Below are 24,559 nucleotides of genomic sequence, written 5' to 3'. Positions count from 1 at the left end.
CTTGGCTTAGAACTCATCCCTATTTCCACACCTACCGAATGTGTTTCTTAGGAGTAGAATCAAACTTGCTAAACTTTTCTAAACAATTTGCTCGACTAGCACCAGTTGTGGTGATATGTTGAGCGAGGGGGTTTTTTGACTTTCTGGCAACCGTAAGCAACCACCTGCTTGAAGCAGGTGGCTTCAGCCCATAACTTAGGTTTAACTGAAGCCCAGCTTACCCGACTCAGTACTTCTGTACTACGTTATTCACAAGAGCTAAAGCACCTACCTACGGATGCGTGATGCCAGTCTGTAGCTCTAGTACTAAAAGATTAAACAGGTGTAAGGGTTTAAAGCCAGTGTCTTTTAGATATGCCGGTGAATAACTTTGTCCAGGCTCACATTACTTCCGAAAGGGAAGGCTCTTTTGAGCAAAATCATATGCGTACAGAGTGCTTAGATATCACTTCATAACTGCCTGAACGAAAGTTGAATGCAAAACAACACGGTATTGAGGCACTCCAAGGCGGTATGACAGCTAATAAATTAGCTGAATCGTGTTTCCTCCTTGGTCTTTAGGATCAAGGTTTCCACACTCCCACGAAGTCATCATGACAGCAACGGGCAAGGCAATAAAATATAATTACAAGGCACTGCACAAGCCAAAAGCGCTGATTTATGGTCAAGGTCAGACAGCAGTGATTACGGGATGGACTGTTAAGGGTGCGATCGCCAAACATTTACACCCCCAAGAATATGCTGTTATTGGACAGCTCTATTCAGCCACAAGAGGGATAAACTTACTCATTCGCAATTTGCTTTATAATCCCCACGTCCGCAACTTAGTTGTTCTTAACGCCACGAAAGAAGACAAGAACGCAGGTGCTGGAATTTGCTTGCTGGACTTTTTCCGCAATGGCTTTGAAGAAGGATTAAGTGATACTGGACGACGTTGCTGGGTGATTCGCTCGCCTTATGCTGGATATATTGATATTGAAGTTGAAGTCAGTGCCCTACAAAAACTGCGTCAGTCTATAGAATTTCAAGAAGCGAAATCAATTGCTGAAGCTTGTACTTTGGTGAAGTCTTTTGCTCAAATAGAAGCAGTAGAACCTTGGGGTTTACCATCAGAATTTGCCATGTCTATTGCGGTACCAACTGTTTTACCAGGACAACGGTATGGACACAGAATTGAGGGTAAAACTATTGCTGAAACTTGGGTAAAAATCATCCACTTAATTAAAACAACCGGAACAATTCGACCAAGTGCATATGAGGGACAATGGCAGGAATTGATTGATTTAATGGCGATCGTCACTTCAGAACCAGAAGATTTTTATTTTCCAGAACCTAATTATTTACCAATTGATCGTGATTTTTTGCAAGAATATATTTCTCAGATGTTAGATGATGCACCCAACCAAGAAGGAGTGAAGTATACATACGGTCAACGTTTACGTTCTTGGTTTGGATGCGATCAAATTCAGCAAGTGATTGATAAACTCATCACTGATATTGATTCAGCTAGGGCTGTCATGTCTTTGTGGGATGTTAGGAATGATGCTAACGATAGTCCACCTTGCTTAAATCATATTTGGATTAGAATAGTAGAGAATGAACTCTCAATGACTGCAACGTTGCGCAGTAATGATATGTTTTCAGCATGGCCCGCAAATGCAATGGGATTGCGTGCTTTGCAACGACATATTCGAGATGAAATATGCAAAATCTCAACTCATTCATTAAAAATGGGACCATTAATTACTATCAGCCAAAGTGCCCATATTTATGATGACTGCTGGGAAAATGCTGAAAAAGTTATTCAGTCCCAGTATGGAAAAATTTGTCAGCAGCGAGATTATGCAGATCCTGCTGGCTCTTTTTTAATTGCTGTGCAAGACGGCAAAATTCTTGTTGAACAGATGACTCCTGGTTCTGGAGAAGTTGTGAACTGCTTTTTAGGTAAGTCTGCAAAACAACTGTATCAACAAATAGCAGCTAGTTGTCCGGGCTTGCAAATTGAGCATGCTATGTACTTAGGGACGGAGTTACAAAAAGCAGAATTTGCCTTGTCAATGGAACAAGAGTTGAGTTATGAGCAAGACAAATCAATAAAAAAGCTGAAGTGTGAAGGATAATAAACCTAATGTTTGTCCTCAGTGAAAGCACTGATGTTTATAGCGTAAATAGTAAATTAAATTGTATTTCAAAATTTGTAGAAGAATATACATATTGTTCATGCAGCTTTGAATATCAATTTAATCAGAGGTAGAGGGGTATGTTTTGTTGTTTAGAGCAAATTAGGGACATTGGCTTTTTTAAATTTTTGGTAAATTAAGCAGTAATGTAAGTAATAGCATGTATTTTTTATTTATACTTAAAATAGCTAATAAAGGTCGCATCTAAAAGATTATACGTATTGCATATCTCTACTCAGGATGGCGTCTACGATACATATGGTGTATAAAACCATAAAAGCCATAAAACATAAAATTTTAGGACTTACGGATTCGTAACGAAAAAGAGCGGGTTACGATTGCTTCCCTTTGGTTGCAATGACAGTAGTTACGTTGTTCCTGGGTAAGTCCTGAATTTGTTTGAATTGTATGAAAATCATACTCTCAAGCGCATATTAATGATGAGAATGTGCCATTAAAAAAGTGTTGAATTAACACTTTTTAAAAACTATTTTTCGCTGATTTGCTTTACAAATTTCAGCTAAATTTGCTCCTACTTGCCTAGTTATTAAAGTAACTATGGCAACAAATTGAGTTAGCAAAATTACCAATTTATTTGATTCATTGAGTGTGGCTTACTCAACGATTAACCGCGCTTGGGAATAGAATAGCCAATTTTTCACCCCTTGAATATTTAGCAGCAACTGCGACGTATCAAAATCGCGGTTAGGTTTGCTGCATTTTATTAGGGACAACACACAATTACCACAGAGTTTAGCATATATGATCGCATTAGAAGTACAAAAGTTAATCTCAAATTCGCTTCAAAACTTAAAAAATATTGACGGACTAAAAAGATTGTTTTGGAGTCAACTAAACTACGATCAAGTGAATAAAGAACTTTCTCGTCGGATATTGACTGATGCAGTGAAGAATGAACTAATAGACAATCCCTTATTATTAGCTTCCGGGGGTATAAACAATACTTTCCATGTTATTTATGCGCGTCTAAAATCAGAAGACTTATCAAGACAAGGGGAAAGAAGTGTTGTCAATAATCTTCTGAAAGAACACCCCTATGCTCTCTTTGTGTTTTCTAATAAATCACAATCGCGGTGGCACTTTCTTAATGTTAAGTACGACAGTTCGCCTCAAAAACGAAAATTGTTCCGCCGTATTACGGTTGGAGAAGGTGAACAATTACGTACAGCAACAGAAAGAATAAGTTTGTTAGATCTGGATTCTATCAAGCCAGATGCATCACCCTTAGATATTCAGACACGCCATGATGAGGCGTTTGATGTTGAAAAAGTCACAGATGCGTTCTTTAAACAGTACAGTCAAACTTTTGAGAAAGTTAAAGGATTAATTCAAGGAATTGGAGGAGATGAACGTAAGCGTTTATTCACGCAAAAGTTGTTTAACCGTTTGATGTTTATTGGTTTCATCCAGAAAAAAGGTTGGCTAAAATTTCAAGGGAGAATAGATTATCTATCAGCTTTGTGGGAAGCTTATCAAGATGAAGACGGCATTGCTTCGACAAAGCTCAGCAACCGCTCAAACAGAAACTTTTATAGAGACAGACTTTCACACCTTTTCTTTTCCGGACTGAATAATCCTCAAGGATACGACATTATAGGCATTAATAATGGTGGTTTTCTTAAAGACTTAATTGGTGCTGTTCCTTACCTCAATGGCGGTCTTTTTGAGCAAGATGAAGATGATAAAAATTTTCAAATTATCATCCCAGATGATTGTATAAAAAGTATTCTTCATGATCTATTTCAACGGTTCGCTTTCACCGTTACTGAGAGTACACCGCTAGATGTAGAGCTAGCAGTAGATCCAGAAATGCTTGGCAAGGTGTTCGAGGAACTGGTAACAGGGAGGCATGAATCTGGAAGTTACTATACTCCCAAGCCGATTGTTTCTTTCATGTGTCGGGAAGCTTTGAAGGGGTATTTAAAAACCCAAGTATCAGGAGAGTCAAGTCATGCGATCGCCCAATTTGTTGACGAACATATTCCAGATAATATAAAAAATTCAGAAGCCGTCTTAGAAGCATTGCGTCAAGTCAGAACCTGCGATTTAGCCTGCGGAAGCGGTGCTTATATACTAGGTATGCTTCATGAATTATTAGATTTGCGTCAATGTTTATCTGCTAACACAGGATTGGATTCCAAGAATGTATATCATCGCAAGTTAGACATTATAGAAAATAATCTTTATGGTGTAGATATTGACATTTTTGCAGTCAACATTGCCAGATTAAGGTTGTGGTTATCGCTAGCCGTGGAATACGAAGGAGATAACCCGCCACCCCTACCCAACCTAAAATACAAAATAGAACAGGGAGATAGTTTAATTGCTCCAAGTCCTTCAACGACAGGAGTTATTAGACATGACTTTATCAACCAGTATCGCCAAAAGAAAGCTGAGTATATGCGAACTCATGAAGGAGGTAAGAAGCGAAAATTAGAAGAGGAAATTAATCAGTTAAAAACTCAAATTGCGCTAGTAACTCATGGAAGTACCAAAGTCAATGGGTTTGATTGGGCGGTAGAGTTTGCAGAAGTTTTTGCAAATGGTGGTTTTGATATTCAGGTAGCGAATCCGCCTTATGTACGACAAGAATTAATTAAACACTTAAAGCCAACACTACAAAAGGTGTATCCGGCTGTTTATACAGGAACATCTGATTTATATTGTTTCTTTTATGCCCGTGCTTTGCAACTTTTAAAGCCTGGTGGGATGTTGGCGTTCATCTCTTCTAATAAATGGTTTCGCGCAAAGTATGGTGAGAAGTTACGAAAGCATATTGCTGATGCTTGCCATGTTGACAGCATTACAGATTTTGGGGATTTACCTGTTTTCAAGAGCGCAACTGCATATCCAATGATTTTTGTTGCACAAAGTGGAAAACCAGCGAGTGACTCAACTATTTTTACTCAAGTTAAATCTTTAGAAACTCTTTATCCTGATGTTTTAGCCATTATTCGAGAAAAGGGACAATCTTTACCGCATAATTCATTAAGTGGTGGTAATTGGATGCTAACTAATCGCACTTCTGCCAACCGATTGGAAAAAATGCAAGCAGCAGGTATACCCTTGAGTAAATATGTCAATGATAAAATTTACCGTGGTGTAGTAACTGGCTTTAACAAGGCATTTGTTATTGATGGAGTAAAACGAGCAGAATTGATTACTAAAGATCCCAAAAATGCAGAGATTATTAAGCCGCTAGCAGAAGGTAAAAATATTGATAAGTGGTGTATTGATAATCAAGAAAAATGGCTTATTTTTACAAAACGCGGAATTAATTTAAATGACTACCCTGCTATTAAAGCATACTTGAATCAGTGGCGTACACAGTTAGAGCCAAAACCACGGGATTATTCTTCAGATGAAAAATGGTTAGGTCGTAAATCTGGTTCATACAAGTGGTATGAAATCCAAGATAATGTTGCTTACTATTCAGCGTTTGAACAACCTAAAATTACTTGGGGAAACTTAAGTTTGGAGCCAGCTTTTACATTTGTATCAAATCCAGTATACCTACTTGCCCCAGCTAATGTAATTCCCATTAAAGATTTCTATCTTTTAGGAATTTTAAACTCAAATGCATCAAAGCAGTTTTTTAATGACATTTCAATCCAGAGAAATGGTAACTACTTGGAGTTTAAACCTATTTATGTTAGTCAGTTACCCATCCCCAGCGCTTCAACTACAGTGCGAGTGCTGTTGTTTAAGCGCTTTGAGTCCAGTGTTTACGCTTTTCAAGAATCTATCAAAAAACTCTTGGTAGTGCATGAAAGGTTTTTAAAAGCACTGTCTCAAGGATTTGTCGCAGCCGGAGAAGAAGCCCAAACTCTGCTATCGGAAGATTCTAACCAAGCAGAAGAACAAGATTTAATGGATGGATTGCAAAAAGTCTCTGATAAATATCAGATAGCGGATTTTGATGCAGAAAAGTTACAACAGCATATCGAGCATGATATTAAACTGCTAAAAAATATTTTGGCATTAGTTGAACCTATCACCCCTGATAAAGATACCAAATTACAAACTCTTATAAAGTGGTTATCCAAACCTACTCTTACAAATAAAAAACGGTTAATTTTCACTCAGTATGCAGATACAGCAAAGTATCTATATGATAACTTAAACCCAGGCGGACAACGAGATGATTTTGATGTTATTTATAGTGGTAGCAACAAAAATAAAGCGCGTTTAGTGGGAAGATTTGCGCCTAACGCTAACAAGGAATATAAATTTAAACCAGGTGAATCAGAACTTAATACACTGATTGCTACTGATGTTTTGGCAGAAGGTTTAAACCTCCAAGATGGCGACCTGATCATGAATTACGATTTGCACTGGAATCCAGTCAAATTGATTCAGCGTTTTGGTCGTATAGACAGAATTGGTAGCGAAAAAGATGTTATTTATGGATATAACTTTTTACCGGAATTAGGCATTGAACGTAATTTAGGTTTGAAGCAAAAGCTGAAAAACAGAATTCAGGAAATTCATGATACTATCGGTGAAGATGCTGCCATTCTTGATCGAACTGAACAACTCAACGAAGAAGCTATGTATGCCATTTACGAACAACAAGGCAAACAGTTGAGTCTCTTTGATTTTGAAGCAGAAGAAGATTTCTTGGATTTAAATGAGGCTGAAGAAATCCTGAGAAAATTACAAAAAGATAACCCTGAAGAATATGAACGCATTGCTTATTTACCGCATGGTATTCGTACAGCTAAATTCTCTATGCAGCAAAACGGAACATATGTTTTCTGTGAAGCTTCAGACCCCAATAGACCTGATATAAAAGGCTATCAGCAGTTATTTTTATTGGACGACAAAGGGGAAATCATTTCCAGGGATATCCCCCGCATCTTGGGTGCAATTAAAGCTGATTCCACTACTCCCACCTCAACACTTCCCCAAGAACATAACTCTACAGTTATGCGCCTCAAATGTCAATTTGCAGAAGAAGTGAAGCATCGCCAAGCGGAAAGAGAGTTTAAGGGGCGTTTGACTCAAGGTCAAAGATATATTCTGCGGGAATTGAGGATTTTTTTTAAAGCGATCGCAGATGAAGAAGTAAAAAGTCAGGTCAATATTTTGGAAAAAACGTTTCGCGCTTGTGTGAATCAAGCAGTCAACCGAGAGTTAAATAAATTGCGGCGTGATGGTTTCACAGGTCAAGAATTGTTCACTCAACTGGCGCAAATTTACCTTCAACATAATATGCATCAATGGCAAGATAACAGTTTACCTACATTCTCTCAACCAATACCCATAATTATTTGTAGTGAAGCTTTGGTATGATTTCATCGAATCATATCTCGTTTCGAGAGTACCATTTTATTTAATCTTTCAGTATTTGGCTGTTTGACTGGTATGGTTCAACTCCTAAGTAAGTCGGCATAAATAAACCGAACTATGTAACAAAATGTAAAATGTTTAAAACCTTTGCGATTGCTTCGTTTCACTTCGTTCCACTCGCAATGACACACCTTGAAAATTTTACGCCGACTTACTTACTTAAAATCATATCTATTAAACTTTAGCTAGCGTCACTTTATGGGGCTGATCTTGATATTTTCCAGCACGATCTGCATAAGTGGTTCCACATGGTTCGCCTTCCATGAACAAAGCTTGAACTACACCTTCATTAGCGAATACTCGACAATCAGCGCTAGAGGAGTTCGACACCTCCAATGTCAGCCAGCCTGTCCAACCACTTTCTCCAGGAGTCAGGTTCCAAATTAACCCACAACGAGCATATGTAGATTTGCCAATAAATAAACAAGTAATATTAGGTGGGATGACAAGCCGTTCTAGTGCAACCCCTAAACCATAAGAGTGTGCAGGAATAATAAAATAATCACCATCTTCATCGGAGTGTAATGGTACAGATTCAAGATTATCAGGGTTAAATCTTTTAGGATTAACTACTGTGCCAGGAATATGACGGAATACCTTGAATTCTACAGGTGACAACCTAATATCATATCCATAAGAAGAAAGTCCATAACTCAGAACTGGACGAAGTAAACCTGTGCTATCTATCGAAACCGCACGAACCAAACTAGGTTCAAAAGGTTCAATCATACCCAATTGAGCTTGCTCAATTATCCACCTGTCATTTTTTAACATTTATTTCTCCATATTGGTGTGTTTTAGACTTATCATTTACCTCCAATCCGGAATCTTTGATGAACGAATTGAAGCTTCTGCTTTAGTTATTTTGCTCTCAATTCATAACCTTCGACGTTATGTTTTTAACCGCGATTCATCTTACCGCACCAGACGGGTAGCGACTTCCGCAGGTACGGAGTACCGTTACAGCGGGAGCCTTCTCGCGGAGATAGGTAATATTATAATGTCGTTGCTTGGTATCAATACACTGAATTACGGTTGATGACTGCGGCGGATTTCGGTGATTTGATCTGCTATTTCTAGAAGAGATTTGGGCATTTGTGATCCTGTCAGGACAATATCGATATGGGAAGGACGTTTTGCCAGAAATGCTAGAACTTCTGTTTCAGCAATTAAGCCAAAGTGAATCGCTAAGCTTAGCTCATCTAATACAACCAGAGAATACTTACCTTCACACACAACCTTTTGTGTATATTGCCACAACTTTTGTAGAGATTTCGTTTCGCTTTCGTCCAAGTGTGGTGTATCAATGCAACGAGGCAAATCACAGCGAATCCAATCTAACTTTTGTCCCAGTCGAATGGCATTTTCTTGTCCTTGACGAATCCCACCCTTGAGAAACTGTACTACTAAGACTGGTGTGCCTTGACCGGCGATTCTCAGTGCTTGAGCCACAACACTAGTAAAAAAACTACGATGAAAGCTCGTGAAAACTTGTACTATACCTTCAACGGAGTATGGTACATCGAGGGTTGAATTTAAGTTTGGGGTTTCTAATTGAGCAAGCATATAATGTCTCAAATAAAACAGTTTAAATCACTATTTTTGCTTAAATTTAAGTTGTCGAAAGTAGACTGTATAATCTAGCTGTTTTTGACGATACGTAATGTATTTGCGTGCATTGCATTCTTAGTCAAACACTACATTTATGCTGAAGTCAAGAGTAATGGAAACTAAGATGATTGCCTTTTATTGGAAAGTAGTTGTAAAAATGAGAACATACAACGGAACAGCATAGTGAGTTTTGAGCAAAAAATGAGGAGTGAATTGTTGTGAAATTAGTGATTATAGGAGGTTCAGGAGCAGGGAAAAGCACTCAAGCACAAGGGCTTTGCACATACTTTAATATTCCTCTTATTTCTAGTGATGAGATATTACGAGATGCGATCTGCACAGAACGCAGCAGCGAAGCGATCGCTCTTTTTTGCCCAGAGGATTTTCCTCCAGAAAATTCTCTCCCTCAAGCAAACTCAGGGCAAGAGAACGGAGGTATCCTAGAGCACCAACGCCGTTTTGCAATTTCATCCTTTCCCTATCTCGGTCATCTCGCACAGCCATACATGGAGACAGGAGAACTCGTCCAGGACAAAATGATCATTGAATCCATTGAAATTCAGCTAAAAAAGTCTGATTTTAAGAATGGTTGGGTGTTGGAGGGTTATCCTAGTACAGCAGAGCAAGCTGAAGAACTGGATTTTTTGTTAGACGATCTAGGGGAGAATTTAGACTGGGCAATCTACTTACAAGTCCCACAAGCGGTTATGGTGAATCGTTGTATGGGACGTTTTCTTCCAGATGATCTACCGGAAATTGTGCAGCGTCGTGTGGAAACTTTTTATGACCGTACTGTTCCTATTTTAGAGTATTATGATCGTCGCCGCCGCTTGTTAACTATCAACGGAGACCAGCCACCACAAGCTGTGCAGCAAAATATTATCGATTTACTTTTAACTTCCCAATAAGCTTTGAGACAAAAGTATAGTGATTATCTTTTTTAGAGTACCAAACTCTGTGCATGCATGTTGTTGACTATTGGCTAGAAAATGAGTCAAGCTTTATAATACTCAAAGCCTAATACTCAAAGCATAACCGACTGTATAGTGGATACAAACTTTAAGGCAAACCCAATGGCTTGGCAGCGTCCAGACGGTCGGCAACCCTACCAACTACGTCCTATTAGCTTTCAGCAAAGTTTTACGCGCTTTGCGCCTGCTGCTGTTCTGGCAAAATGTGGCGACACTCAAGTACTTTGTAGCGTCAGCGTAACACAGGGAGTTCCTAAATTTCTAGAAGGAACTGGTAAAGGTTGGCTAACTGCGGAATATCGAATGTTACCATCAGCCACGCCGCAACGGCAAGAACGAGAATTTATGAAGTTGTCTGGACGAACTCAAGAAATCCAACGTTTGATTGGACGTAGTTTGAGAGCCGCATTAGATTTAGAAGCGATAGGAGAACGCACGCTGACTGTCGATGCGGATGTGTTGCAAGCAGATGCTGGAACCAGGACGACAGCGATTACAGGCGGGTTTGTGGCGTTAGCCAATGCAATTTCTAAATTGTTGCAGCAAGGAGTATTAGAGCGATCGCCCATCATTGGACAGGTAGCAGCGATTTCTGTAGGATTGTTGCAAGGTGAGCCGTTTTTGGATCTGAACTACATTGAAGATGTCAGGGCTGAGGTAGATTTTAATGTGGTGATGAATCAGCAACTTAGGATAATAGAAGTTCAGGGAACTGCTGAAGAAGGTAGTTTTAGCCGTACTCAACTCAATTCTCTACTGGATTTTGCGGATAAAGGCATTCAACAATTGTTAATTGCCCAACGTGAGGCGATCGCAAACTGGAATGAACTCTACCAAGGCTAAAACAGTTTTATGTTCTCAAGAGTCGCAAATTTAAACAATATTCCACTTCTTATAGCAGGGAACAGGGAACGCTTAACAGGGAACAGGCTTGATGGTCTGGTAGTGTCCGTATTTTCTCATTAGTTCATGTCCTAATCTACCTGGCAACTGCTATATATCCAAAACAAGTAGTCGAGTTAAGCGGCTCACCTCGTTAGCCGAAAACAACGGAATGATATTTCCGGAAAATTTCCGTAAATTCTATATAGAGCGCCCTGCTTTCCCCTGGAAGCGAGTTGGTTTTCAAGTCTGGCACTGACTGATATGATTATAGTATAGGGATTTAAACCGCTTGTGTCGCTACATCCGCCCTTTCAAAGTAGGCGGTATTTTTCCTGTAGTTGTTTATAAAAATTTTTGTTACGATTTGGCAAGAATTTTGTACAACGGCTCAGCTAAGCTCTACATCCATATGAATGATGTTAAAAGTTTCAAAAAGTAAAAAGGGAAGTTGTCATTATTTCGCTATTGTATTGCTTGAAGTAGCTAGTGTGAAGATGACGCGATGAGCACAAAAATTGAAGTTCTTGGGGATCAAACAGCATTAATTGCGCGAGCGCTAGAATTGATCTTGTCTAAAATAGAAATAGCTATCAAAGAGCGTGGGCAGTTTACGATTGCCTTGTCTGGTGGCAGTACACCTAAACCGTTGTACGAGGCAATCTCTAGCCAAAAACTGCCTTGGGACAAAATTCACGTGTTTTGGGGAGATGAGCGTTACGTAAGACCTGAGCATCCAGATAGCAATCAACTAATGACGCGTCGCGCGTGGTTAGATCGTGTCGAGATCCCGTCAGGTAACATCCACCCCATACCCACAGATGAAGCTGATCCCGCAATGGCAGCAGCTAAGTACGAAAAACATCTGCAAGAATTTTTTCACTCCTCACCAGGAGAATTTCCTGCTTTGGATGTCAATTTATTAGGAATGGGAGATGATGCTCACACTGCATCTTTGTTTCCTCATACGGAAGCTTTAAAGGTTACAGATAAGCTGATTACAGTAGGGAACAAAGACGCAAACCCTCGCATCACCTTTACATACCCATTCATTAATTCTGCCCGCTGCGTTATCTTTGTTGTTGCTGGTGCGAATAAAAGACCAGCTCTTGCTCAAGTCTTTGCACCAGTGGCAGATGAGTTGACTTACCCATCCCGCTTAATTCAACCTCAAGGAGAACTTTGGTGGTTGCTAGATGCAGCGGCTGGAAGTGATCTAAAAAAGGACGCAGGATAAAACAATAAGGATTAAGTATGAAGGATGAAACTCAATCACACTTCATAAGACTTCATACTTGCGCCTTCAAACGCACTTGTTAAAATCGAAAGCTAGAGTTGCCCCTCTGCTTAAACGCACTATTATACCATTGAACATCAACAAAGGCTAACCTAACCTCATGATCGTCTGCCCTAATTGCAATCACCCAAACCCAGACGGCGCTGTCCAGTGTGAAGCTTGCTACACCCCATTACCAGCTACTAGTAACTGTCCCAGTTGTGGGGCAAACGTACAGGCAGATGCAGCTTTTTGCGGTCAGTGTGGTTATAACCTACGTGCAGCTATTCCCACTGCTGCTAGCGCAACTGTCGCACCTGAGATTACACCAAATGTACCGCCTCTGGTTAACCCTGACCCACTTGTACAACAACCTATGTCGGTTAATGGTGCTGATTACACACCCCCTAATTCCGCACCCATACCACCAACAGCAGTTGCGTTTGTTGATCCATCAGTAGAGACAACACAAAGCAGCCCCCCGCCACCAACTATCACTACCCCACCTCCAGCACCTGCTGTCAGCGAACAGTCATCAATACCAACTCCACCCCCAGTAGAGGAAGTATCAGTACCATTAACTCCACCCCCAGTACCAACTCCACCTCCAGTAGAGGAAGTATCAGCACCACCAACTCCACCCCCAGTACCAACTCCACTCCCAGAACCTGCTCCTACAACAGCCCAAACTCCACCGCCAACTACTGTCACATCTAGTGTTTCTAGAACTCAATTGCAGCAGGAAATGGCAAGACTGATCCACGTTCAAACAGACAGGATAATTGAGTTGCCGCAAAACCTTTCTGTTGTTCATATGGGCAAACCTAATGATCGCATTCCTCCAGATGTAGATGTTTCCGGATTTCCCAATTCAGAAATTGTTTCGCGAATTCATGCTGATATTCGTTTAGAGGGAGGCGCTCATTATATCGAAGATGTAGGAAGTTCCAATGGCACCTACATCAATAACTTGGCCTTATTGCCAGGAAATCGACATCGTTTGCGCCCAGGCGATCGCATCAGTTTGGGTAAGGGAGATTTAGTAACGTTCCTGTTTCAAATTTCCTAAAATAATTTGTGTCTGGTGGTTGAAACAGTTAACAGTGAACAGTGAACAGTGAACAGTAAACAGCAAAGAGGCTAGAGGGAAATTGATAACTGATAACTGGTAACTGATAACTGATAACTGGTTGATTATGCTACTAGACACAAACAACGGATAGATAAATACAACTACAATCGAAATGATAGGAAGACAATGCCCCTTAAAAGCGAACCATGAGCAACATTGGAAAAAACTTTGAACCCTTGCTAACAAGAGAAGCCCCAAAAACAGTTGACCAGATGGGTCTGTTTTGGCTTCTTGCTGCAGCGATCGCCACTATTGTGCTGTGGCAAGTTCCAGGAGGTAATTATATTTTATACCCATTCACCATTCTGGCAACTTGGTTTCATGAAATGGGTCACGGTTTGATGGCACTCCTTTTAGGAGGACAGTTCCAGCAGCTGGAGATCTTTTCCAATGGTTCGGGTGTTGCTTTTCATAGCCTTCCGTTGTACTTAGGACCCATTGGTCGTGCTTTGGTTGCTGCTGCAGGGCCAATGGGTCCACCTATCGCTGGTGCAGGTTTAATTTTGGCTTCTCGTAGTTTTAGAGCGGCTCATCTGAGTTTGACGATTTTGGGGGGTTTTTTACTGATTTCGACACTTATCTGGGTACGCTCACTATTTGGAATCGTCGCAATTCCTCTACTTGGTCTGATTATCCTTGGTGTTGCGCTAAAAGCTCCTCGTTGGATGCAGGGATTTGGGATTCAATTTCTCGGCGTACAAGCTTGTGTAAGTACTTACCATCAAGTGGACTATTTATTTAGCACCTCTGCTGGTCCTGGCTTACTCTCTGACACAGCGCAAATACAGCAGCAATTGCTTTTACCTTATTGGTTTTGGGGTGGATTAATGGCGATCGCATCTCTGGTGATTTTGGTGCAAAGTCTCCGTGTTGCATATCGCTCTAAGTGAAGATAATTTCTTCACCCAAGATCCTCTTGATAAAACGTTTGCAGCAAATTTTCCAATTTTTCTTGGGGACAGCATTCTATCAGCGCTTCAAAAACCTCTAACAATTTTGCTGCACTGTCTCCCAATATTGGACTCAACCCCCACACATCCTGCACCCAGTCATGAGGGCGTGCATCATCAAAAATAAGACGTTCTAGGAGTTGTTTTGCTTCTGTTTTTGAGATGGACATATTATTTTTCTTTATATTAAGTTAATTTTTTGAGTTTAATGGTTGGTCTTAAGTCATTACCAGTATAAAGCTTGACTGCTCATTCTCAACCCGCAAAAAATTTATTCTGCTCTCAACTAAAGCTCCATACTATCCAAGAGTATGAAATAGTCACTTTCATGATACAGTTCTGGTTGTTGATTAAGCAGAATAATCAGGACACATACTCATATAGCAATCCTAAATCATTTATAAACAATTCCTGTTAAGCGTTAAGCGTTAAGCGTTCCCTATTCCCTGCCCTCATGAGACAATTTACAATCTCATTTAGGACTGCTATATCATATGCGCTTCAAGACTTATTATTAAGACTGCAAAAGGTCAGGGTTGAGGGAGAGAGGATTTTAAGATTTTTACACAAAACAGGAATAATAACTAATCAACCGGACTTGATATCAAAAGTCAATTCTGCCTAAAAACTGTTACAAAAGCTACAAAATATTATAACTTGCTCCTAAAAATTACTGGGCTATACTTGTTTTTGACGTTCAACAAATACCTAAAACCTTTCTGTAGAACCTGAGCCTTCAAGCGAAATATGCGCTAACGTAGGGGGTGAATCATTCTCTGTGGTTCTTCTTTATAAAATCGTTAGACAGAAGGAGTATTATTTTCAGGACAAGTGTAGAAAAATGAGGTATTGGTCTAGTTAATGTTTAGGAATTTGCCATGCATGAACTGGTTCAAACTATCTTAAATAGTGAAGAAAAGACTGCTCTGCGTCATTTAATCAAGACTTTGAGTGCCTTTGATAAAAGGTACTTTCTGAGAAACGAAATTTTACATGTTTTTGCTGAGTACTGTCAAAATTCAGAAAAGCCAGGTTACTATTTCCACTCTTCTTCTGTAGGGAAACTCATACACTACACGCATGAAATTATTGTGGAAGGGGAAAGTACATGGTTTCTTCTTCGATCTAGAATTGGCAGCCAAGAGGTTTGGCGGCTTGGGGCAAACATGACAAGTTTTGAGCAGATGACGCCAGAAGCTTTATTGGATGCGCGCGATCGCTTGGTCAACCGCTTTCAACCCCAAATTCTAAAAATTGATTTCAGTCCATACTACCACGGTTACCCCCAAATTAGCGATCCGAGAAACATTGGTCAAGGTCTAGGATCTCTCAACCGTCACCTATGCGCTCAAGTGTTGACTGATCCTGAATACTGGTTAGAGGTTTTGTTTGATGTATTTGACCGACATTCCTATGATGGTATTCCCTTACTAATCAACGGTCGTATTAACTCAGGTAAACAGCTAGCCAAACAACTCAAGCAAGCCCTAAATTTCCTCAACGAACGTCCTCAAGGCGAACCTTACGAAAAATTTCGCTTTGATCTTCAAGAACTCGGTTTTGAACCAGGTTGGGGTAACACAGCATCACGAGTGCGTGAAACCCTAGAACTTCTTAACCGACTGATTGACACTGCAGAACCAGCCGTCCTAGAAGCTTTTGTCTCGCGTGTCCCGACAGTTTTTCGTGTTGTCCTCGTGTCCATACACGGGTGGGTTTCCCAAGAAGGTGTTTTGGGAAGACCTGAAACAACAGGTCAAGTTATCTACGTTCTTGAACAAGCCCGTAACTTAGAAAACAAACTCCAAGAAGAAATTAAACTAGCAGGATTAGACGTTCTTGGCATTCAACCCCAAGTAATAATTCTGACCCGCTTGATCCCCAACTGCGAGGGAACACTGTGCAATCTACGCTTGGAAAAAGTTGAGGGCGCAGAAAATGCCTGGATCTTGCGCGTTCCTTTTGCTGGTTCTAATCCTAATGTCACTCAAAACTGGATTTCCAAGTATGAGATTTGGCCTTATCTAGAAAAATTTGCCCTTGATGCAGAAACAGAACTCCTTGCCCAATTTCGAGGTAGTCCAGATCTGATCATTGGTAACTACAGCGATGGTAACTTGGTTGCTTTTCTGTTGGCGCGCCGTTTGAAAGTGACTCAGTGCAACATTGCTCATTCTTTGGAAAAACCCAAGCACCTGTTCAGTAACTTGTACTGGCATGATTTAGAGGATAAATACCATTTTTCAGCACAATACACTGCTGATCTTATCGGTATGAACGGGGCAGACTTCATCATTACATCGACTTACCAAGAAATTGTGGGTACACCTGATACACTGGGTCAGTATGAGTCTTACAAATGTTTTACGATGCCCCAGCTGTATCATGTGGTAGATGGTATTGACTTATTCAGTCCCAAGTTCAACATGATACCACCGGGGGTGAATGAACATATCTTCTTCCCCAGTAACCAGATACAAGACCGAGATATTACTGTTAGCAGAACAGTTCAAGACCTACTGTTTACCCGCGAAGATCCCCAAATCCTTGGACACTTAGAGAATCAAAGCAAGCGACCCATCTTTGCCGTTGGTGCGATGACTGCTATTGATAACCTTGCGGGTTTGGCAGAATGCTTTGGTAAAAGTCAGGAATTACAGCAAAGTTGCAATTTAATTATTGTGACTGACAAGCTGCATCCTCACCAAGCAACAAATTCACAAGAAGCAGAGGAAATCGAAAAACTCCACAATATTATCAATGAGTATAATCTTCACGGTCACATTCGTTGGGTCGGAATGCAAATCCCCATTGCCGACTTGGGAGAAGCATACCGTATTATTGCGGATTTTCAAGGAATTTTTGTCCATTTTGCCCGGTTTGAAGCCTTTGGACGAACTATTCTCGAAGCTATGAGTTCCGGATTACCAACTTTTGCCACTCAATTTGGCGGTTCCTTAGAAATCATCGAAGATGAAGAAAATGGTTTTCTACTAAATCCAACAGACCTAGAAGGAACAGCCAAGACGATATTAAGCTTTATTGACCAGTGCAATGCGTATCTAGAACACTGGTATAAGATATCGGAGTTGGTGATTCAGCGTGTGCGTAACAAATATAACTGGCAGTTACACACTAAGCAGTTGTTACTGCTAGCTAAAGTCTATAGCTTTTGGAAGTTTCTGAACCAGGAAATTAGCGAAGCGAAAGCTGGCTACGTGGAAACTTTATTTTATCTGCTCTACAAACCTAGGGCTGAGAAAATTTTGGAACAACATATGCAAAGGTAACATCTGATCTCAAAAACCCCCGGTTTGCCATGGATAAAACAGATAATTCCCACGACTTTATTTATACAGATTGGACGCTTGTCGAAACCCACCTTAACCCGAACCAAACTCAGCACAGAGAAACTGTTTTCACTATTGGCAACGGTTATCTGGGAACGCGGGGAAGTTTTGAGGAAGGTTCTACTCGTGCAGTGCCAGCAACCTTCATTCATGGGGTTTATGATAATGTTCCTCTTGTCTACACCGAACTTGCTAACTGTCCCGACTGGTTACCATTGATTGTCACTGTCGATGGCGATCGCTTCCGCATCGAACGCGGCGAGATATTGAGCTATGAGCGACAGCTTGACCTCCTTCGTGGTATCCTTAGGCGTAAAGTACGCTGGCGCAGTCCCGGCGGAAAGACAATAGATCTCTGCTTTGAACGCTTTGCGAGTCGGGCAGATGAACATGTTTTAGGGCTACGCTGTCAGTTAACGCCAGTAGATTTTGACGGGTTGATTGAAATTCAAGGTAGCATTAGTGGCTATCCTGAAAATCAAGGTTTCAACCATTGGGAATTGATAGACCAAGGCAAAACCAATCGAGGAGCCTGGTTGCAACTCCAGACTCGCAACACCCGGATTAACTTGGGGATAGCTGTTGGAATGACGGTATCAGGAGCCGATGCGCCAGTACAAGTCAGTAGTCCTCCAGGTTATCCGACTTTGAGCACCGTATTCCAAGCTTCTTTAGGACAAACGGTTACTGTGGATAAGTTTGTCACAGTTTTCACGTCACGAGATGTGGATAACCCGGTCATTGAAGCTAATGAAAAGCTTGCTCAACTCCCAGACTATGAAGCGTTGGTAGATGCCCATGCACAAGCATGGGCCCAGGCTTGGGATAAAAGCGACATCTTAATTGAAGGAGATACCAAAGCTCAACTTGCCGTCCGGTACAATATCTTTCAATTGCTGATCTCAGCCCCAGAGCATGATGACAAAGTGAGTGTCCCCGCGAAAACACTTTCAGGCTTTGGGTACCGTGGTCATGTGTTTTGGGATACGGAAATTTTTATCTTGCCCTTTTTCATTTACACTCAACCCAAACTTGCTCGTAACTTGCTCACTTACCGCTACCTGACATTGAATGGGGCGAGACGTAAGGCATCTCATTACGGGTATAAAGGGGCAATGTATGCTTGGGAAAGCGCAGACACTGGTGATGAGGTGACACCACGCTGGTTGCCTCCTAATGATTTTTACGGGGAAGACACACGAATTTGGTGTCGCGATCGCGAAATTCACATTAGTGCTGATATTGCTTATGCGGTTTGGTACTATTGGAAAGCGACTGATGACGATGAGTGGATGCGTGACTGCGGTGCAGAAATTATTCTTGACACCGCTGTTTTCTGGGGGAGTCGCGTTGAGTATAACACCAAACACGAACGCTATGAAATTCGTGGGGTGATTGGAGCGGATGAGTACCACGAAATTGCAGACAACAACGCTTTTACGAACCGGATGGTGCAATGGCATTTGGAGAAAGCGCTGTTTATCTATGACTGGTTGCGTCATACTTATTCTGATCGCTTTAGCACAATTCAGCAAAAATTGCAACTCAGCGCCGGACGGATTTCTCGTTGGCAAGACATTATCAATAATATATGGATTCCCTACGATCCATCGACGGGGCTTGTTGAGCAGTCTGAGGGATTCTTTAAATTAGAAGATATCGACTTGGCTGAGTACGAACCACGTAACCGCTCAATGCAAGTTATCTTGAGCATTGAGGAAGCAAATAAGCGGCAGGTGCTCAAACAGCCAGATGTGTTGATGCTTTTGTACTTAATGCGTCAATCACAGGAATTTCCTTACACCCCAGAAACTCTGGAGAAAAACTGGGACTATTATGCACCGCGTACAGACATCACTTATGGTTCATCTCTTGGACCCGCCATTCATGCCATCTTAGCCTCGGATTTGGGCAAATCCAAAGAGGCTTATGAACTATTTATGCAAGCTGCATTGGTAGATATTGAAGATGTTCGTGGCAATGCTCACGAAGGAATTCATGGTGCTAGTGCTGGTGGTGTTTGGCAAGCCGTGATTTTGGGGTTTGGGGGAATTCAACTTGCAGAACATGAACCAACAACAATGCCACAATTGCCACCTGGGTGGAAACGTCTGAAGTTCAAGCTTCATTGGCGTGGCGAGTGGCACGAAATTGACCTACGTCCTACAGCACAAGATACTATGACACTTCCAGATATCCGAGGAGTTATTTTCGATTTGGATGGTGTTCTTACAGATACAGCAGAATACCACTACTTAGGCTGGCAAAAGCTGGCAGATGAAGAGGGATTACCCTTTAATCGCGAAGCTAATGAAGATCTGCGGGGTGTTTCTCGTCGCGAGTCACTGCTGAAGATAGTTGGTAAAAAGCAGTACTCAGAAAAACAACTCCAGGAGATGATGGATCGCAAGAACCGCTACTATGTGGACTTTATCCAGACAATGACGCCGGGAAATGTATTGCCAGGAACAATTGCATTGTTGGATGAGTTGAAGCAAGCTGGGATTAAGATAGCCCTTGGTTCTGCAAGCAAAAATGCTCAAACGGTACTCGAAAAACTGGGTATTGCAGATCGCTTTGATGTGGTTGCTGACGGTTACAGCGTACAGCAACCCAAGCCAGCGCCAGACTTATTTCTGTTTGCTGCCAAACAGCTAGGACTCAAACCTGAGCAATGTGTTGTTGTCGAAGATGCTGCAGCAGGTATTGAGGCTGCGCTTGCCGCCGGAATGTATGCTGTAGGACTTGGTCCTAGTGAACGAGTGGGAGCAGCACACGTTGTGTTACCTAATCTCGCGGGCGTTCATTGGACGGAACTACGGGACAAATTGAGCAACGATCAGTAAAACGACGAACAAAAGCAAATTATATATAAGGCAGAAGGTAGAAGGGAAAAGGCACAACTTCTACTTTCTGCCTTCTGCTTTATGGCACGATACAAATGTATAACTTTGATGGTTAAATAAAACTGTCTACCATACGGGGAAAACTTCCATAACCTATGCTGAGGCGGACCTTCCCATCCCCAGAAGCGCTTCGACGCTTCCCGTTCGGTCTAGCTGATATTGCCCTGATTTTTGGCACATTGGTCTTACTAGGGCTAATCGCACGTGTCGGTGCTGGTACTTTAGTGAGTTTTGTACCGCCGGATGTGGTGCCAGGTGTTAGCCTTAACCCGCTTCATCTGCCATACTACGCTGCACGCTCAACTTTGCGGATGTTTATCGCGCTGTTTTGCTCGACATTGTTTACTTTAATTTATAGCTATGTTGCTGCCAAAAGCCGTCGTGCAGAACAAGTATTGATCCCACTCCTCGATATTTTACAGTCAGTACCAGTACTGGGTTTTTTATCTATTACGGTGACAGGTTTTATTGCTCTATTCCCTGGGAGTTTACTGGGATTAGAAGCAGCATCAATTTTTGCCATTTTTACAAGTCAGGTCTGGAATATGACCTTTTCGTTCTACCAGTCGCTGAGAATGGTACCAAGCGAATTAGATGAGGCAGCAAGGCTTTATCGGCTTTCGGCTTGGCAGCGGTTTACAAAGCTGGAAGTGCCAAGCGCGATGATTGGGCTAATCTGGAACGCAATGATGAGTTTTGGAGGCGGCTGGTTTTTTGTCGCAGCTAGTGAAGCTATTAGTGTATTGAACCAAAAGTACACGTTACCTGGACTTGGTTCTTACGTAGCAGCAGCAGTCACCGCTCAGGATTTGCCTGCTTTAGGTTGGGCATTCCTAACGATCGCCGTAGTTATTTTGCTGGTAGACCAACTGTTCTGGCGACCGCTGGTTGCCTGGGCTGATAAGTTCCGCTTAGAACAGAGTTCGGCAGCAGAGGCTCCCAACTCCTGGGTGTTCGATTTGCTCAAAGCCGCGCGGCTCCCACGTTTAATGAGACGGGCGTTCACTCCGGTGGGTGAAACTATCAACCGTCTGCTATCATCACTGACCCCAGAGCGTCCACGAGTTGCGATCAACGAGAGTCAGCAAGTGGTAAACAATCGCCTCTACAACTTCATTTTACTAATCGTGATTGGTGGATTGCTGGTTGCTGGGTTGCACTTTATTCTCACAACAGTCGGACTGGGTGAGGTGTTTAAGACTTTTGTGCTGGGTTTACTCACTTTGGGACGCGTACTGGTGCTATTAGTACTAGCAACGCTAATCTGGACACCAGTTGGTGTGGCGATCGGGTTTAATCCGCGACTATCACGCCTGTTACAACCTGTGGTACAATTTTTAGCATCATTTCCAGCAAATTTCATTTTTCCTTTCGCGACTCTCTTCTTCATTCATGCTCATGTCAGCATCGATTGGGGTAGTATTTTCTTGATGTCCCTGGGTGCCCAGTGGTACATTTTGTTTAACTCCATTGCTGGAGCTATGAGCATTCCCACTGATCTGCGCGAAATGGCAACTGATGTTGGTTTGCGTGGCTGGCGGTTGTGGCGCAAGTTAATCATCCCTGGCATTTTCTCCGCTTGGGTTACAGGCGGTATTACTGCCAGTGGAGGAGCGTGGAACGCCAGCATCGTTGCTGAAGTTGTCAGTTGGGGACACACCACGCTTACTGCAACTGGGTTAGGAGCATACATCGCCAAGGCAACTGAAGTGGGTGACTGGCCCCGCATTACCTTGGGAATTGGAATGATGAGTCTGTATGTAGTTGGACTGAACCGTGTGTTCTGGCGACGACTGTATCAACTGGCGGAAACAAAATATCATCTGTAGAAAGGAGTGCAAGCATGACAACTACGCAAGCAACTCATGAGGTATTGATTGCCGTCGAGCAGGTTAATAAGAGTTTTCCTCTGCCAGAAGGCAAAGGAGAGTTTACGGTTCTCCGTAATGTCAACATGACAGTTCATACAGGTGAAGTTGTAGCATTGCTGGGACGCAGTGGTAGTGGCAAAAGCACCTTGTTGCGGATCATGGCAGGCTTGATTCCACCAAGTGAAGGACAGGTTATTAGCAGTGGTAAACGTCTGCAACAAGCTAACAAAGATGTAGCAATGGTGTTTCAAAGCTTTGCGCTGCTGCCTTGGTTAACAGTCCAACAAAATGTGGAGTTAGGACTGCAAGCGCAGGGAGTCGGTCGAGATCAGCGACGCCAACAGGCACTCAAAGCAATTGACTTGGTAGGTTTGGACGGTTTTGAAAGCGCCTATCCTAAGGAGTTGTCTGGTGGTATGAAGCAACGGGTTGGCTTTGCACGGGCATTTGTTCTGGAACCGCAAGTGCTGTTTATGGATGAGCCATTCAGTGCGCTGGATGTTCTAACATCTGAGAACTTACGGGGTGAAATCGACGACTTGTGGAATGCTGGCACCTTTCCATCCAAAAGTATTTTGATTGTCACCCACAATATTGAGGAAGCTGTGTTTCTGGCGGACCGAGTGATTATCCTGGGATCGAATCCAGGGCGTGTTCGTGGTGAGGTTGTTATTGATTTGCCGCGTCCTCATGATCGCGCAAACGTTCGCTTCAAAGCCTTGGTAGACTATATCTACACGGTGATGACCAACCCAGAAGTTGAAGTGACTGGGGAAGTCGCAGTGGCAGCCCCCACAACCGCACAAGCATCTAAATCACCTTATGCTCAGTCGTTACCACATGTACGAGTGGGTGGGATCAGCGGTTTGTTGGAATTGATTGTAGAAAAACCAGAAGGCAAGGAAGATATTTTTAGGCTAGCAGAACGAATTCAGCTAGAAGTAGATGATCTGTTGCCAATTCTTGATGGTTCTGTGATGCTGGGGTTTGCAGATATTATACAAGGCGATGTTCAGCTTACCGAAATTGGACGCGACTTTGCCACCACAACGATTTTGCGAAGTAAAGACTTATTTAGACAGCAAGTACTGCAACGTGTGCCTATTGTGGTTAGTATATTACAGACGTTACGAGAAAAACAAAATGGGTCAATGGGACGAGATTTCTTTCTAGATTTACTAGATGAATATTTTCCACGCCCGGAAGCAGAGAGACAATTTGCGACAGCTATTGACTGGGGGCGCTACGCAGAACTCTTTGAGTACGATGCTGGCGAAGAACGGCTTTATTTACCAGAATCAGTGCCTGCAGAGAGTAGAGAAGCATCCTGAAAAACAGGAAATATTTTCTTGGCACAGACGTGCAGTGGCTTGTAATGGATATTGGTACTTAGGGTGTTCGAAGATACTCCTATTGTTAGGATGAGAAAAAATTAGCCACATCATGCTAAATTCATGAGCAAAGAGTAGAGTTCATTTTGCACATAAAGATTGACTGAAATTTTGTTTTGACTTATACTAAGCGTTGAATCGGACGACCAAGAATTATTGGCTGTCAACTCACAATTTTTTCACAATTTTAATAGGAGAAACATTAAATGGAGGCTTCTGGTAGTAGTAGCCATCAGATAACTACTCAAGTGACTATGGTTTCAGACGAAGACCCTGACCCGGAACCTGCTTGTATTCAGTTGGTAATCACTTTGACGAATCTGCCCTTGTAGACTCCTTATTGAGTCTCAGGTTCGTCTCTGGTTGCCACTGGGTAAGGCAACTGCAAAGAAAGGAGATGAACTATGAAAAGTTTATTTTCAACAGAATAGTTTAAGAGTCTTATTTTTGACTGGATTGTTAAAGAAATCCAGTCAAATAGTTTTTTGCGATTAATACGCTAGTTGTAATAACCCCACATGTAGAGTGCGTTAAAACTTTTTCATAATAGGCACTTTACTAAGTGTTGTGGTTGACCGAAATTTTCGGGTTATACCGCTATGCGTAAATTCATTTTTGTCAAGCAAGCTTGAAACGCGAGCGTGGACAACCAATAGAGATGGCAGG

At 41.9% G+C, this 24,559-nt stretch carries 14 protein-coding genes; 11 read left to right on the top strand and 3 right to left on the bottom strand.

The genetic code is table 11. The features are described from left to right. The first annotated feature begins 593 nt into the window (after positions 1-593). Entirely contained in the window at positions 594-2,120 is a 1,527-nt protein-coding gene (locus tag AC5JM2_RS14375) for a thymidylate synthase (protein WP_495835554.1), read from the top strand. An 822-nt stretch (positions 2,121-2,942) separates the two neighbouring features. Next, the gene (locus AC5JM2_RS14370; RefSeq protein ID WP_495835553.1) at positions 2,943-7,496 is read left to right on the top strand and encodes an Eco57I restriction-modification methylase domain-containing protein; all 4,554 of its coding nucleotides are present in this window, start codon (positions 2,943-2,945) and stop codon (positions 7,494-7,496) included. A 231-nt stretch (positions 7,497-7,727) separates the two neighbouring features. Here AC5JM2_RS14370 and dcd read toward each other — a convergent pair whose 3' ends face one another. After that, positions 7,728-8,327 (bottom strand): dCTP deaminase, encoded by a 600-nt coding sequence (gene dcd, locus AC5JM2_RS14365; protein ID WP_495835552.1) that lies wholly within the window; start codon positions 8,325-8,327, stop codon positions 7,728-7,730. 255 nt (positions 8,328-8,582) lie between these two features. Beyond that, on the bottom strand, positions 8,583-9,119 hold the full coding sequence (locus AC5JM2_RS14360; RefSeq protein ID WP_495835551.1) for a P-loop NTPase family protein: 537 nt from the start codon (positions 9,117-9,119) through the stop codon (positions 8,583-8,585). A gap of 263 nt (positions 9,120-9,382) precedes the next feature. Here AC5JM2_RS14360 and AC5JM2_RS14355 point away from each other — a divergent pair, with 263 nt between their 5' ends. The 5 genes from AC5JM2_RS14355 to AC5JM2_RS14335 all read left to right on the top strand — a co-directional run bounded on the left by AC5JM2_RS14355 (position 9,383) and on the right by AC5JM2_RS14335 (position 14,315). Then, positions 9,383-10,072: an adenylate kinase family protein gene (locus AC5JM2_RS14355; protein WP_495835550.1), complete on the top strand. Its 690-nt coding sequence runs from the start codon at positions 9,383-9,385 to the stop codon at positions 10,070-10,072. Between the two features lie 165 nt (positions 10,073-10,237). Beyond that, on the top strand, positions 10,238-10,978 hold the full coding sequence (rph, locus tag AC5JM2_RS14350) for a ribonuclease PH (RefSeq protein WP_495835549.1): 741 nt from the start codon (positions 10,238-10,240) through the stop codon (positions 10,976-10,978). A gap of 544 nt (positions 10,979-11,522) precedes the next feature. Further along, complete coding sequence (gene pgl, locus AC5JM2_RS14345) at positions 11,523-12,254, top strand: 6-phosphogluconolactonase (protein WP_495835548.1); 732 nt, start codon at positions 11,523-11,525, stop codon at positions 12,252-12,254. Between the two features lie 160 nt (positions 12,255-12,414). Continuing rightward, positions 12,415-13,362, top strand: coding sequence for a double zinc ribbon and FHA domain-containing protein (locus tag AC5JM2_RS14340; RefSeq protein ID WP_495835547.1), 948 nt, complete (start codon positions 12,415-12,417; stop codon positions 13,360-13,362). Between the two features lie 209 nt (positions 13,363-13,571). Further along, complete coding sequence (locus AC5JM2_RS14335) at positions 13,572-14,315, top strand: M50 family metallopeptidase (RefSeq protein ID WP_495835546.1); 744 nt, start codon at positions 13,572-13,574, stop codon at positions 14,313-14,315. 11 nt (positions 14,316-14,326) lie between these two features. On the opposite strand, the gene AC5JM2_RS14330 is transcribed toward AC5JM2_RS14335, so the two are convergent. Beyond that, a complete protein-coding gene (locus AC5JM2_RS14330; protein WP_495835545.1) occupies positions 14,327-14,545 on the bottom strand; it encodes a hypothetical protein in 219 nt (72 codons plus the stop codon). A 708-nt stretch (positions 14,546-15,253) separates the two neighbouring features. Here AC5JM2_RS14330 and AC5JM2_RS14325 point away from each other — a divergent pair. From AC5JM2_RS14325 to AC5JM2_RS14310, 4 genes are all read left to right on the top strand, one after another. Beyond that, positions 15,254-17,665 carry a sucrose synthase gene (locus AC5JM2_RS14325; RefSeq protein WP_495835544.1) on the top strand — a complete coding sequence of 804 codons (2,412 nt, stop codon included), beginning with the start codon at positions 15,254-15,256 and terminating at the stop codon, positions 17,663-17,665. Positions 17,666-17,694: 29 nt separating this feature from the next. After that, positions 17,695-20,571: a beta-phosphoglucomutase gene (gene pgmB / locus AC5JM2_RS14320; RefSeq protein ID WP_495835543.1), complete on the top strand. Its 2,877-nt coding sequence runs from the start codon at positions 17,695-17,697 to the stop codon at positions 20,569-20,571. A 155-nt stretch (positions 20,572-20,726) separates the two neighbouring features. Further along, positions 20,727-22,460, top strand: a complete 1,734-nt coding sequence (locus tag AC5JM2_RS14315) for an ABC transporter permease (RefSeq protein ID WP_495835542.1) — start codon at positions 20,727-20,729, stop codon at positions 22,458-22,460. Positions 22,461-22,474: 14 nt separating this feature from the next. After that, positions 22,475-23,833 carry an ABC transporter ATP-binding protein gene (locus AC5JM2_RS14310; RefSeq protein ID WP_495835541.1) on the top strand — a complete coding sequence of 453 codons (1,359 nt, stop codon included), beginning with the start codon at positions 22,475-22,477 and terminating at the stop codon, positions 23,831-23,833. The last annotated feature ends 726 nt before the right edge of the window (positions 23,834-24,559 follow it).

The sequence above is a fragment of the Brasilonema angustatum genome (assembly GCF_059505445.1).
The sequence above is the reverse complement of the archived record's forward strand: the minus strand, read 5'-3'. Positions and strand labels throughout refer to the sequence as shown.

Excerpts from the sequence above, each read along its gene's own strand:
- AC5JM2_RS14375 (WP_495835554.1), top strand. The coding sequence starts at position 594 with ATGACAGCAACGGGCAAGGCAATAAAATATAATTACAAGGCACTGCAC.
- AC5JM2_RS14370 (WP_495835553.1), top strand. The coding sequence starts at position 2,943 with ATGATCGCATTAGAAGTACAAAAGTTAATCTCAAATTCGCTTCAAAAC.
- dcd (WP_495835552.1), bottom strand. The coding sequence starts at position 8,327 with ATGTTAAAAAATGACAGGTGGATAATTGAGCAAGCTCAATTGGGTATG.
- AC5JM2_RS14360 (WP_495835551.1), bottom strand. The coding sequence starts at position 9,119 with ATGCTTGCTCAATTAGAAACCCCAAACTTAAATTCAACCCTCGATGTA.
- rph (WP_495835549.1), top strand. The coding sequence starts at position 10,238 with ATGGCTTGGCAGCGTCCAGACGGTCGGCAACCCTACCAACTACGTCCT.
- pgl (WP_495835548.1), top strand. The coding sequence starts at position 11,523 with ATGAGCACAAAAATTGAAGTTCTTGGGGATCAAACAGCATTAATTGCG.
- AC5JM2_RS14340 (WP_495835547.1), top strand. The coding sequence starts at position 12,415 with ATGATCGTCTGCCCTAATTGCAATCACCCAAACCCAGACGGCGCTGTC.
- AC5JM2_RS14335 (WP_495835546.1), top strand. The coding sequence starts at position 13,572 with ATGAGCAACATTGGAAAAAACTTTGAACCCTTGCTAACAAGAGAAGCC.
- AC5JM2_RS14330 (WP_495835545.1), bottom strand. The coding sequence starts at position 14,545 with ATGTCCATCTCAAAAACAGAAGCAAAACAACTCCTAGAACGTCTTATT.
- AC5JM2_RS14325 (WP_495835544.1), top strand. The coding sequence starts at position 15,254 with ATGCATGAACTGGTTCAAACTATCTTAAATAGTGAAGAAAAGACTGCT.
- pgmB (WP_495835543.1), top strand. The coding sequence starts at position 17,695 with ATGGATAAAACAGATAATTCCCACGACTTTATTTATACAGATTGGACG.
- AC5JM2_RS14315 (WP_495835542.1), top strand. The coding sequence starts at position 20,727 with ATGCTGAGGCGGACCTTCCCATCCCCAGAAGCGCTTCGACGCTTCCCG.
- AC5JM2_RS14310 (WP_495835541.1), top strand. The coding sequence starts at position 22,475 with ATGACAACTACGCAAGCAACTCATGAGGTATTGATTGCCGTCGAGCAG.